10 protein-coding genes are annotated in these 12,272 nt (G+C 69.5%); 5 read left to right on the top strand and 5 right to left on the bottom strand.

Features of this window, described 5'->3' with window-relative positions:
- The first annotated feature begins 228 nt into the window (after positions 1-228).
- Complete coding sequence (locus ACH4TV_RS34710; protein ID WP_398405230.1) at positions 229-744, top strand: GNAT family N-acetyltransferase; 516 nt, start codon at positions 229-231, stop codon at positions 742-744.
- A gap of 123 nt (positions 745-867) precedes the next feature.
- Here ACH4TV_RS34710 and ACH4TV_RS34705 read toward each other — a convergent pair whose 3' ends face one another.
- The 3 genes from ACH4TV_RS34705 to ACH4TV_RS34695 all read right to left on the bottom strand — a co-directional run bounded on the left by ACH4TV_RS34705 (position 868) and on the right by ACH4TV_RS34695 (position 5,542).
- Positions 868-1,377 (bottom strand): GNAT family N-acetyltransferase, encoded by a 510-nt coding sequence (locus ACH4TV_RS34705; protein ID WP_398405229.1) that lies wholly within the window; start codon positions 1,375-1,377, stop codon positions 868-870.
- 92 nt (positions 1,378-1,469) lie between these two features.
- Complete coding sequence (locus tag ACH4TV_RS34700) at positions 1,470-3,239, bottom strand: glycoside hydrolase family 36 protein (protein ID WP_398405228.1); 1,770 nt, start codon at positions 3,237-3,239, stop codon at positions 1,470-1,472.
- A gap of 206 nt (positions 3,240-3,445) precedes the next feature.
- Positions 3,446-5,542, bottom strand: a complete 2,097-nt coding sequence (locus ACH4TV_RS34695) for an RICIN domain-containing protein (protein WP_398405227.1) — start codon at positions 5,540-5,542, stop codon at positions 3,446-3,448.
- Positions 5,543-6,035: 493 nt separating this feature from the next.
- Here ACH4TV_RS34695 and ACH4TV_RS34690 point away from each other — a divergent pair, with 493 nt between their 5' ends.
- Positions 6,036-7,121: a LacI family DNA-binding transcriptional regulator gene (locus tag ACH4TV_RS34690; protein WP_398405226.1), complete on the top strand. Its 1,086-nt coding sequence runs from the start codon at positions 6,036-6,038 to the stop codon at positions 7,119-7,121.
- A 467-nt stretch (positions 7,122-7,588) separates the two neighbouring features.
- On the opposite strand, the gene ACH4TV_RS34685 is transcribed toward ACH4TV_RS34690, so the two are convergent.
- The gene (locus tag ACH4TV_RS34685) at positions 7,589-7,780 is read right to left on the bottom strand and encodes a DUF6381 family protein (RefSeq protein ID WP_398405225.1); all 192 of its coding nucleotides are present in this window, start codon (positions 7,778-7,780) and stop codon (positions 7,589-7,591) included.
- A 738-nt stretch (positions 7,781-8,518) separates the two neighbouring features.
- Positions 8,519-9,040: a hypothetical protein gene (locus ACH4TV_RS34680; RefSeq protein ID WP_398405224.1), complete on the bottom strand. Its 522-nt coding sequence runs from the start codon at positions 9,038-9,040 to the stop codon at positions 8,519-8,521.
- Between the two features lie 409 nt (positions 9,041-9,449).
- Here ACH4TV_RS34680 and ACH4TV_RS34675 point away from each other — a divergent pair, with 409 nt between their 5' ends.
- From ACH4TV_RS34675 to ACH4TV_RS34665, 3 genes are all read left to right on the top strand, one after another.
- Positions 9,450-9,857, top strand: a complete 408-nt coding sequence (locus ACH4TV_RS34675; RefSeq protein WP_398405223.1) for a sterol carrier protein domain-containing protein — start codon at positions 9,450-9,452, stop codon at positions 9,855-9,857.
- A gap of 85 nt (positions 9,858-9,942) precedes the next feature.
- Positions 9,943-10,728, top strand: a complete 786-nt coding sequence (locus tag ACH4TV_RS34670) for a DUF899 domain-containing protein (RefSeq protein ID WP_398405222.1) — start codon at positions 9,943-9,945, stop codon at positions 10,726-10,728.
- Positions 10,729-11,063: 335 nt separating this feature from the next.
- Entirely contained in the window at positions 11,064-12,212 is a 1,149-nt protein-coding gene (locus ACH4TV_RS34665) for an acyl-CoA dehydrogenase family protein (protein WP_398405221.1), read from the top strand.
- Positions 12,213-12,272 lie beyond the last annotated feature (60 nt).

The following is a 12,272-nucleotide window of genomic DNA, read 5'->3' as shown; positions in this document are numbered from 1 at the left end:
GACCTCGCGCTTGTGGATCGGCGTGAGCCTCTGACGGAGGGTTCACCGTCGCCCCTCCTGGCATTTCGGCTTCCGGCCGGCCTTGCGAGCCAACTGGCGGTGCGGCAGGGCGTGTTGTGCCAGGGAACAGCGAGCCAGGCCACCCGCGGTCACTGCTGGAAGGGGCTGCCGGGCACTCGATATCCCTTCGGGAAAATAGCTTGGCCCGGCTTTGTGGAACCTTGAAGAATGACGGCCATGCAGATTCGACAGGCACGGCCTGAGGACGCTCCAGCGGTTGCCGGCGTCTACGTCCGCTCCTGGCAGGTGGCCTTCGCCGGCCTTCTTCCGCCGTCCTACCTCGATGCCATGGACCCAAGCCGCGAAGAGTCCGGCTGGAAGACCCGCATCGTGGAGACACAGTGGCCGACTTCGGGAGTGCTGGTGGCCGAGACGGAGGTGGGGATCGTCGGGTTCACAGGATTCAGCCCGTCTCAGGAGACGCCCGCCGTCGCGGAAATCGGCACGCTCTACGCGATGCCCGAGGTGTGGGGCACGGGGATCGGAAAACAGCTGATGCTGGCCACGCTGACCACCCTCGGACAGGCGGACTACAGGCAAGCCACCTTGTGGGTCCTGGAAGACAATGAACGCGCCCGACGCTTCTACGAGGCCGCCGGTTGGCGCGCAGACGGCGCGGCTGTGGAAGACACCACTGGCGGAGCCGCTCTGAACAAGTTGCGTTACCGCCGCCCTCTTGGCTAGCCCGCTCACCATCCCGTGTGTCCGGAGAACCACGAAGCGGCGTGGTCGAGAGATGGCGTCGACCTCGTGGATCCCGTGCCGCTGGGCCGGGGCTCGATGGCGCCCCGGCACAGCGGGTTCCGACTAGATGCCGAACGGTGCGGCGTAGTGGACCGTGCCGCTGGGCAGCGGGTGGTCGGCGTCGAGGGAGAGAGCCATCATGGCCTCGTCCGGGACGTCGATGCTGAGTCCGATGCCGTGCTGGGAAGCGCGAGTGAAGCCGAACCGCGGGTAGTACGCCGGGTGCCCGAGGACGGTGACGAAGTGCTCGCCCAGCTCCTTGGCAGCCTGCAACGAGGCACGGATCGCCGCGGCGCCGGCGCCGGTCCGCTGGTACTCGGGCCGGACGGCGACGGGGCCCAGGCACAAGGCCGGGATGTCGTCGATGTGACAGCGGGTCAGCAGCGCGTGGCCGATGAGCTTGCCGTCATGATCGGTGGCGACGATGGACAGTCCGTCGATCCACGAGGGATCGGCGCGCAGGGCGTCGACGAGGTCGGCCTCCAACGGAGTGTCGAACGCGGCGAGGTCGATGTCGCGAAGGGTGGGGATGTCGGCGCTGGTCTCAGCGCGCGTGATCCAGTTGATGCTCACGATGGATGGAGATCCGTTTCATGGTTGGTTCGGACGTGAGGGTGGTCCGGATCACCCCGCCGAATCCGACCGCTCACGCACCAGCGCGCCAGTCAGCGCCGGCGGAGGCGGGCCGTGCCGCAGCGGGGTACGGGCAAGCGGTAGAACTCGCTCACCGGGACACCGGTCTCGGCCATGACCAGGGTGCCGTCGGGCTTGAAGACCTCCACGTCGATCGCTCCCGCGCCGTTGGCTGTCGGCCGGGCGAATTCGAGTACGAGATGGTCCTGCGCTGTCGCATTGAGGACCAGGACATCGGTGTCCGCCGATTCGATACGGACGACAGCCGGCTGATAGACGCCGACGACACGCACGCCGTCGTCGCTCCGGGCGGAAAGCCACGGGTAGTTCTCCACCGGAAGGCCGCCGGTGAGGTCACCGCCGAGCACCACACTTTTCACGGATTCCCACTGAGCCAGCCCGAACTCGAGAACGCGCCGGTGCTCAGCGGGCAGGGTCGTCAGCCGCACGGAAATCTGCGGCACGCCGAAGAAGGCGTTGAGCAACTGCCGGGACGCGACGTGGTCGGACCCCGTCGGGTCCCACATCATCATGTCGGAGTGGATCACGCGGCCGGATGCGAGAAGCCTGGCGTCGACGATCGAGGTGCGGTTGGAGATGGCGTCGGCCGGACAGTCGTTGGCCCGCAGCACGTTGCCGTAGGGCGCGATCGACGGACTGACGTAGGGCTGGCGGAACTCCAGCAGGACGTCCGGTCTGCCGATCTCGGCGAGCGCCTGGACGAGGTCGCCCATCCATGCCTGCATCGCCAGGCCGACATCGCTGATGTCGCCGGTCGAGGGCGCCGTCTTGTAGATCATGGCCTCGTTGAGGAAATCGATCTTCAGGCCGTCGATGCCGTAGTCGCGAACCAGACGGAGGCACACCTCCACCAGGTGCTCGCGGGCTTCGGGCAGGCGAGGGTCGATGATGTGGGTGTCGAGTTCTTCCTTGTACGCAGGGGCGAGGGAGGCGAGTTCTCCGTAGCGGTCGCTCTTCGAGCCGAGCAGCAGCGGCGCTACCCACACCACCACCTTCAGCCCCAGCTCCCGCAGCCGCTCGACGTGCGCCCTGAAGTCCGGGAACTTCGCCTCGTCGGGCGCCCAGTCGCCGCATCCGGCATACCCGCGGCCGTGTCCGTAGCGCTGCCAACCGTCGTCGATGAAGAGCGCCTTGAGCCCGATGGCGACCGCGATGGCGGCTTCGTCCTCCAGGCTCGACGCATCGACGTCCTGACTGAACGAGTACCAGGTCGAGTACACAGGCTCGGTGGCGAACTCCGGGACCGGCATGGAGGGAACTCCTACCTGCTCGCGGAACCATTCGCCGATGGAGCCGATCGCTTCGGTGTAGTCCGTGCCAGGGGCGGCAAGAGCCAGCTTCACCCGTCGGCCCGCCGAAGCGCGAAGAAGCGTGAGGTGAACGACGAACGTCTTCTCCTCCTCCGACACACCGAAGCGCATCTCGACTTCCTGGACCAGCTCGCCGAGACCGAACGTCAGGAGGTTGCGTCCTGAGTTGTCGTAGAGACATCCGATCGGGGCGGAGTTGACCAGGGAGGTGACTTCCCTGCCCATCCAGTCGGGCAGCACTGTCCGGTGGTGGCGGGAGTCGGGGTGCCAGAAGCCGACCGCGTCGGCGAGCGGGACCTGCAAGGTGATGAGCAGAGGGCCGTCCACGCCGGCTTCGAACTCCAGGACGCGTACCGGGCCGAGTTCTTCGGATTCCCCCAGCACCGTCGTGGAGTTCGAGACCGCCAGCTGGACTCCGAACGGCTGCTGGGCCAACCGCGCCACCTGACCGAGAACGGTTTCCTGAAGCATGTCGTCCCTCTCCTGTCGTTCACGTGGTCGGGACTGTCGCGTCACGACCACGGCGACCATCCCACGACGAGTTCCGCCCGCCTGCCGGCTTCTCGATTCCTTGCCGCGCACGTCCACGTGACGCCGCGCACGCGAATCGGCGGACGGGCCGGAGAATCCGGTCCGTCCGCCGATCAGGAAGCAACCAACGGGGAGGCGTCAATCCGTCAGTTGAGCGTCCACTGCTGGTTGGTGCCGCCGTTGCACGTCCACAGGTCGATCTTGGTCCCGTTGGCGGTCCCGTTGCTGACGGCGTCGAGGCAGAGACCGGACTGGTTGTTGGTGAGGGTGCCGTTGGAGTTGACGGTCCACTTCTGGTTGGTACCGCCGGTGCAGTCCCAGATGATGACCTTCGTCCCGTTGGTGGTGCCGTTGTTGTCGGCGTCGAGGCACTTGTTGCCGTAGACCACGAGCTCGCCGCGCGACGTGGACGTGAAGGTCTGGTTGTGTCCGCCCACGCAGTCCCACAGGGCGAGCTGGGTGCCGTTGGTGATGGTGTTCTTGGCGAGGTCGAGGCAGCGGTTGGAGCCGGCGCCGACGATCGCGTTGCCGTCGGTGCCGGCGATGCCCTGAAGGAGGACGGCGTCGAGGTTGGGTGACCAGCCGCCACTGTTGGAGAACTTCATGGTGTTGGGGCCCTTGGCCATGCCGACCAGCACGGAGACGGTGCCGGGAGTGGTCCAGGAGCCGGTCGGCGGGAACGAGACCACCGTGGGCTGCTGGCCGTTGACCTGGAGCGTCGCCGTACGGGCGGCGCTGTCACCGTTGACGTAGGCGATGGTGGCGAGCTTCACGCCGGACGTCGAGGCGTTGACGCCGTTGAACGTCAGGGTGTTGGCGGAGCCGTTGCCGACATAGCCGACCAGCGAGCCGCCCGAGCAGTTCGCGCAGGTGGCGTTCGCGGCGGCACCGGCCAGGGTGTTGGACGAGGACTCGGCCTCGTACGTCGTGCCGGAGGCCTCGGTGCCGGAGACGGTGAGCAGCACCGCTTCGCCGGCCGGGACGCTGGTGGTGTAGCTCGTCGCGGAGCTGCCCGCGTTCGTCGTCGTCCATACGTTGCGTACGGCGGCGGAGGCCGTGGTCAGGCCCAGGTCGGCCCAGCGGGCCGTGACGGAGGCGGCGGCGGAGGTGCGGTTGAGCAGCAGCACGGCACGCTTGCCGGTGCCGGACAGGACCTTGCTGTAGACCTGCAGGCCCTTGGTGTCCTCGGCGACCTTGACGCCCTGGAGGCCGCGGGTGTCCTGGTCGATGGCGATGACCTCGGAGTTCTTGAGGATCGACGCGGTGGTGGAGCTCATGGTGGTGAGGTTGTTGCCGGCCAGCAGCGGAGCGCCGGAGATCGCCCACAGGCTCATGTGGGTGCGGTTCTGGGCGGCGCTGAAGCCGTTCATGCCGACCATCAGCATGTCGGGGTCGTTGTAGTACCCGGTGTGCTGGGACGACGGGTGCAGCGCCTTGTCGAAGTTGGCCAGCATGTTGGCCGTGGACGGGCTGCTGCCCCAGAAGATGATGTCGGTGCTGGTACGCCACATCGGGGCCAACCCCGCGCCCCAGTTCCAGGAGTTGCCGGTGCCCCACTCGCAGAACGACAGGACCAGCTTGCGGCCGGTGATCGCGGTCGCGGCGTCGTTGGCGGCGCTGATCGCCCTGTACGTGGTCTCCTGGTCGAGGCCCTCGGCGTTGCCGCCGCACCAGTCGATCTTGACGAAGTCGTAGCCCCACTCCTGGAACGTCTGCATGTCCTGCTGGTAGTGCCCCTCACTGCCGGTGTTGGGCGCCGCGGGCCTGGTGGTGGGGTAGTAGTAGCCGCAGCCCTGCTTGCCCGCGTCGGTGTAGATGCCCGCCTTCAGGCCCTTGCTGTGGAGGTAGTCGGCCATGGCCTTCATACCGCCGGGAAACAGGCTTTCGTCGGTGACGATCCTCCCGTTGCTGTCACGGGCGCCCTGCCACCAGCCGTCGTCGATATTGACGTAGTCGTAGCCGGCGGCGGCCATGCCGGACGAGACGAGGGCGTCGGCCTGGGCCTTGATGGTGTTGTAGTCGATGCTGCTGGCGAAGCTGTTCCAGGAAGCCCAGCCCATCGGTGCCGGCGGAACCGCGACCTGGTTGCTGGTCACCGCGACGGGCTCGGTCCGGCCGAGGTCCGCCGACGGCGTCCGGCCACCGCCCGCGGCCGCGAGCCCGGCGAAAGCCAGACCGAGGGCCAACGCCTGGACGGCGATACGTCTTGTCCAGCGGGCCACGGCGGTTCTCCCTGATGACATGAAGTCGACCCTTTCCAATCCAATGTGCAAATAGCGGGCACCGGCCTCCTGCGGCCAAAAATGTTACCGTTCACATTTTTGCTCCGCAGGGCTCGGCAACGGACAGCGTGGCAAGGGAAGGCCGGGATGAGGCTTTCACCAAGGGGAATCACGAGGCGGAACCTGTGGGTGGGTTCCTGCACGCCTCCGGCACCGGTCGTTAACGTGCCGGTGACGCAGCAGCAGTGTGAACGGTAACAATTGGCCCCGCAATACTTCGCGTGGAACTTTTCTCCTGGCCTCCCGTCAGGCGACGGCGGAGGAGGCGCGGGGGTCGGCCAAACGGCTCGATCCGGAGCCGTCGAAGCAGGTCGTCACCGCTGCGGGTACGGTATGGCCGTCGGTCCTCAGGGAGTGGACGTCAGCGCCTTCTCAGGGGCATCGAGGACACCGCGATCGGCTGTCACCGCCGCTGTCACCCCCTGGCCAGTCCCGACGAGGAGCCGTCCCCACCATGCAGGAAGCGACGCCCGCCCCCCGCTCCGGCGGGGAACCGCAGGCTCCGAAGACCGTCAGCATCCGGGACGTCGCCAGGGAGGCGGGCGTGTCCCACCAGACCGTCTCCCGGGTCGTCAACGGTCACCCCAAGGTCAAGGAGTCGACCCGGGCCCGGGTCCTGAACGTCATCGCGGAACTGGGCTACACGCCCAACCGGATGGCCCGGGCCCTCGCCGGAGGTGCGGTGCGCTCGGTGACCGTGCTGACCTCCGACACCTCCTTGTACGGGGCCTCGGCGACCCTGAAGGGCATCGAGGAGGCGGCGAGGGCGGCGGACTTCGCCGTCGGGATCAGCGTGCTCGGCACCGGCTCGGCCCAGCAGCCCGCCGATGTCGCGGCCCGGGTCAGCAGGCCGGGGGAGGCGGTGCTGGTGATCGCCTTCGACGCACCGGGCGTACAGGCGTGGGAGGCACTGCCCGCCGGGTTCCCGGCAGCGGCGGCGGTGGAACGGCCCGAGGACGGCAGTCCCGGCGACCGGCCCCACCTCTGGCTGGACGACCGGGCGGCGGCAGCCCAGGCCACCCGCTATCTCCTCGGACTCGGCCACGAGACCGTGCACTACCTGGCGATCCCTTCCTCCACCACCCGCATCGGCCAGCGCACCGAGGGCTGGCGCGACGCCCTGCGGGCGGCCGGAAAGCCGCTCCCGGAACCTCTCGACGCGGGCTGGAGCCCTCGCTCCGGCTACCTCGGCGCCCGCTCGCTGCTGGTCGACCCGTCGGTCACGGCCGTGCTCTGCGGCAACGACGACCTGGCACTCGGTGTACTCCGCGCGGCCAGGGAGGCGGGCCGTGACGTGCCGGGGGACCTGAGCGTGGTGGGCTTCGACGACGCCCCCCACTCCGCCTACGCACACCCCGCCCTGACCACTGTCCGCCTCGACTTCGAAGGTCTCGGCCGGGGCTGCTTCGGCCTGCTCCACCGACTCCTGGAGCCCGATACCGCCCCGGCGTTGCCCCTGTGGGCCGAACCGGAGCTGATCGTGCGGGAGAGCAGCGGCCCGGCCCCGCTGTGGCGGGGCGGCCCTCGGACTCAGGGCTGAACACCTCGGCCGGCTGGCAGGCGTCGGGAAGATGGCCTGTACGAGGAACTGCTCGACCTCGTCTGATCGGTCACGCCCGCTTCGTGCAGGGCGAACCACACGCGGTCGCGGGTCAGCGGGAGCTGTGCGAAGCGGACGACGTCGCGTCCCGCAGGATGCTTGCCACGGGCGGGGCGAGGGGCGGAGCTTTCGCTCACCTGCCTTGCGTCGAGCGGCCGATGGCGTCCGGCCCTTCCATGAAGGGGAGATCGGTGTGCGAAATGGCGGCGTTCCGGGGAGCTGGTAGCGACTGAAGGCGGCCGACTCGATCTCGCCGCGTACGCCGACGCGCACGGCGCAGCGCAGAGCGAGCGCAGGATGGCGGAGCACTGCCGGCTGTGGGGGCGCAGACATGCATGACCGGCCGGTGGCCTCGCGCGGGAAGGGTCGCGGGGGAGGCCACCGGCCGGTGCAGGTGCAGGGTGCTGTTACACCATGGGGTCGGTGTCCCCGCTGCCCGTGCGGCCTTGCTGCTCGATCTGTTCCTTGAGCCGGCTGGCCTTGTCCTTGAGCCGCTGACGCTCGCCCGGGTCAGTGGCGCGCTCCGCGGCCTGTTCCAGTTCCTGTGCCTTCTGGCGCATCTGCTGGGCACGACCGCCGGATTCGCCTGCAACGCTCATGATCACTCCTTGGGTGATGGGGAAGAGCGGGCCACCCCAGCGAAACAGTGCGCACGCTGCCGCGCATCTCGAACGCTCACTCACCGTCATCCGCCCAGCCCCCAGCCTTGCCCAGGAGGGCGCGAGGATCTCCCCGGACTGCGATCGGGCCGCGTGACGAGCCGGACACCGACAACGGTGGCCGGCCGTTGCCGGCCACCGCAGTCGAGGGCCCGCACCACGCCCGCCCACGGCGCTGGGACGAACAGGCACCTCGGTAACGAGGTTGTCCGACAATCGCATGGCCCCGTACGGGGGACGCAGCCTCATTCGATGGGGCCAAGCAGGGAAGAGGGCGTATCACCCGCGTGCGCGGTCGCGTTGCAGAAGCATGAATGGCTTCGCCACCACCGGGCGTCTCCTCTGGGAGAACACGGAGCAACAGACGCCGTGCCGCCAAGGCACCAGAACGCCCCAAGGGGACCCGCCCATCTACGCCGCGCTCGTCAGGGAGTGGCAGGCGAGAGGCCGGCTGCTTCCAGGCGCGCGGGACGCACAATCGGCTTCCCTCGCCTCCGCCGACCCCGCCATGACCTCACAGCAACAGCACCCGGCCACCGTGCGGGGCCCGGGCCGGTGGGATCGCGTCGCCGAACTGCCTCTGGCGCGCCAGGCCGAGTAGGTCACCCCACGCTGAGGTACCCGCACGCGGGAGCGCTCGGTCGTGTATGGCTGTGCTCAGCAGTGGGTGCGCAGGCGTCAGCCCGGCCGGCCGCCAGCCCTGGGGCGGGATCCCGCGGTCGGTGCCCCGCACGTCGGGCACCGTCCCGTCGTGTCAGCCTGCGCGGTGCGTCTTCCGAGCGTCAGTTGCAGGGCCAGTTCCACGGCGGCGGGAACGAACAGCGCACCGGTGCCGTCGGGCGGGACCAGCCAGCGCAGGCGTCCTGCGGCTCGATGCGGTGCGGGCACCGCGATCCACGAGCCTTTGCCCGCGTACCGGATGCCGGTGCCGATCCAGCGGCCTGCGGGGTCCGGCGGCAGGAAGAAGGCCACCCGGCGGGCCGCGGTGTCCGCGAGCGCGGGACCGGGCGCCTGCGGGATGCACAGCAGGGCATCGAGGGCCGGCATGGCCAGCTCCTCCGGCACGCTCAGGACGTCCCAGTACCGTCCGCAGGCCAGCACCGCTGCCCCGGTCTCGCCGTTCCACTCCCGCTTGCAGTCCCGCGGGTCGGTCGCGGCGGCGGCAAGCCATTCCACGGCCTGCTTCGTGACGGTGCGCATGGTGTGCCTCCGGGATCCGTTGGCCCGCGCGAGCGGGCGCACTGCCCCCATCACCTGTTGGGGGCGGCCTGACCAGGCAGGTTCATGCTGGTAGATATTTCTACTGCGCGGAAGGGGTGGCGAACCGTGGCGAATACCTCCGAAATGTTCGCTCCTCGAATGCAGGTTCCCTCAGCTCCGGCAAGCCGTTCAGGATCATGAAAGTGAGGTCCCGGGAGTGCAGCAGCAAGAGGTCATCTGTGCGGAGTTCACCTCGCGATGGGCGGCGAACTGCGGTGGTATGCGTTGAAAAAGGGCGCGATCCACGGGACATGGGCCGCGCGACCCGGTCCAGCTCGGCGACCAGAACCGGTGTGAGGACCTGGAGCGGGTCGAGGAACAGTTGCACGTCCTCTGCCTTGCCGACGCAGTGGACGAGACGCTGCCACACCTGCTGACCGACCCGCGAGCGTTGGCCCTGACGGGACGCCGCTACGCCACTCCGCTGGATGTGGTCCTGAGCGTCGAGGACGACTTCTGCCCCTGGAACACCGGGCGTTACCGGTTGCAGGCCGAGGCGGACGCGGTCATCTGTGAGCGTACGGACGCCCCCGCCGATCTTCAGCTCACCGCAGCCGAGCTCGCAGCGGCCTTTCTCGGCGGCACCACGCTCGCCTCGCTCGCAGCCGCGGGCCTGGGCGAGGAACTGCGAGCCGGTGCGCCGGCCCGCATCTCGCGCGCCTTCCGCGCCGACCGCGAGCCCTTCCACCCCGGCGGCCGGGCGTTCCCCGCCTACCAGCAGACGGCAACTCGCCGAGGACGCCCACCGCCGCGATGAGTTCCGGCCGGGGCGCGAGTCTGTTCTGGTGAGCGTCGTACGACGTCGTACGGCGCTGCCCGCACGAGACACCACGGAGGAGACCATGACGACCACGCCAGGCAACGCGAGCAGCAAACTTCCCGGCAGGCCGCCGGTCGTCGACCTGGCCACCTGGCAGGCGGCGCGCGAGGAACTGCTGGTCCGCGAGAAGGCGCACACCCACGAGGGCGACGCGATCGCCGCGGCCCGGCGGCGGCTGCCGATGGTCGAGATCGACGGCACGGTCGAGGTCACCGGCGCCGACGGACCGGTCCCGTTCCTCGACCTGTTCCAGGGCCGCGACGAGCTCGTGGTCTACCAGCACATGTGGTACGACGGTGCGCCGCACCAGGGGCAGTGCGAGGGCTGCACCACCACGGCCTGGCATCTGAAGGACGCCGTCTATCTCAACGCCCGGGGCGTCTCGTTCGCCGTACTGACCTCGGGCCCGTGGGACGAGGTGGCCTCCTTCGTCGAGTTCATGGGCTACACCCAGCCCTGGTACTCGGTGCGGGGCGTGGAGGCGCCGGTCGGCGGCGACATGGGATACCTCGCCAGTTTCCTGCGCGACGGCGACCGCGTGTTCCTCACCTACTCCACGACAGGCCGTGGCAACGAGCCGGTCAACGGGTCCCTCAGCCTGCTCGACATGACGCCCTACGGCCGCGGCGAGGCATGGGAGGACCACCCCGAGGGGCAGCTGTCCGAGGGCCGCGAGGCCTGCTGGTACTGGCGCTCGGACGCCGACGGCGTCGCCACGTGGGGCCCGACCAGCCGGCCCGTGCCGCAGTGGACCCGCCCCGGTGCGACGCCCGTGGAGACCCTCGGCCGACACGGCCACCACCACTGACGCGTCTTCATCGGCTGCGTCGGCAGGAGGCGTCAGGCGCCGGGCGCCCGACGCAACCTCCGGACGATGCGAACCGCCCCACGCGCTCCATCGGCGGGCGGTTCGCCCGGAAGGCGAAGGTGGTCCCCGCCATCGGCGACCCCACCGACCACGCGTACCCCGAGCGCGCCCGCCACGGACCCCGTCCCGGCGGGCGTGTTCGCCTGTGGGAAGGTGAGGGGAACCCGCTCTTCGTCAAGTCCCCCTGTCTGAGCGACAGTTGACGCACCTGGCGTGAGGTGGGGCGGGAACCCGGGCGGGGGAGTGAGCCGGTCGGCGATGCGAGGGGATTTCTCATGACGACTTCGACACAGAGCCTGGACCGGGTGCTGGCGCTGGTCGAGGAGCGGCGGGCCGAGTTCGAGGAGAAGCGGCACGTTCCGCGAGACGTGATCGACGTGTTCAAGGACGCGGGACTCTACCGGGCGAGCGCGCCGAGGCGTTTCGGAGGCGATGCCCTTCCTCCCGCGGAGTTCCTCCGCCTCATCGAACGGATATCGGTCGTCGACGGCTCGGCCGGCTGGGTCGCGAGCTTCGGCTCGTCCCTGGTCTACCTCGCCGCGCTACCGCTCGACACCCAGGCCGAGCTGTACGCCGACGGACCCGATGTCGCCTTCGCGGGCGGCCTGTTCCCCGTACAGCCCGCCGAGCGCGTCGCGGGTGCCGAGGGCGGCGGCTACCGGGTCTCGGGCCGGTGGAGGTTCGCCAGCGGCTGCATGGGCGCGGACGTCCTCGGCGTCGGCATCAGGACCGGTGAGAACAAGACCGGTGAGGAAAAGGCCGGACGGCCCCGCACCGCCGTACTGCGACCAGGCCAGGTGAAGATCGTTGAGAACTGGGACGTCATCGGTCTGCGGGGCACCGGCAGCCATGATCTGGTGGTCGACGGGGTCGTCGTACCCGAGGAGTGGACGTTCGTCCGCGGCAGCGCGCCCACCGTCGACGAACCCCTCTACCGCTACCCGACCCTCCCCTACGCCTCCCAGGTCCTGGCCGTCGTCGGCCTCGGTGTCGCCCGCGCCGCACTCGACCACGTGATCGCGCAGGGTGGCCGGTCCGGCTACACCGGCGCCCCCAAGCCCGCCGAACGCGCCGGCTACCGCATCGCGGCCGGCCAGGCGGAGGCCCAACTCCGGTCCGCGCGCGCCTTCTTCTACGAGGCCACGGAGGAGGCCTGGGCCACGGTCCAGGCGGGCGACCCCGCGACCGCCGACCAGGCGAGCATGCTGCGCCTGGCCTCCACCCACCTCGCCAAGACCTCCTTCGAGGTCGTCCGAACCGCCTACCAACTCGGCGGCATCGACGCCGTCGCCGACGACAGCCCCCTCCAGCGCCACCTGCGCGACGCCTCGGTCGTACCGCAGCACGCCTTCCTCCAGGAGGGCATGTACGACGGCGCCGGCGCGGTCCTCATGGGCGTCCAGCCCTTTGCCGGCTACCTCTGAACGGGGCAGGACCTGTCGGATCGGGCAGAGAGAGTTGGACAGACCGACGGTGACCGGTCC

The organism is Streptomyces sp. NPDC020898 (assembly GCF_044333925.1).
Classification (GTDB): domain Bacteria; phylum Actinomycetota; class Actinomycetes; order Streptomycetales; family Streptomycetaceae; genus Streptomyces.
The sequence above is the reverse complement of the archived record's forward strand: the minus strand, read 5'-3'. Positions and strand labels throughout refer to the sequence as shown.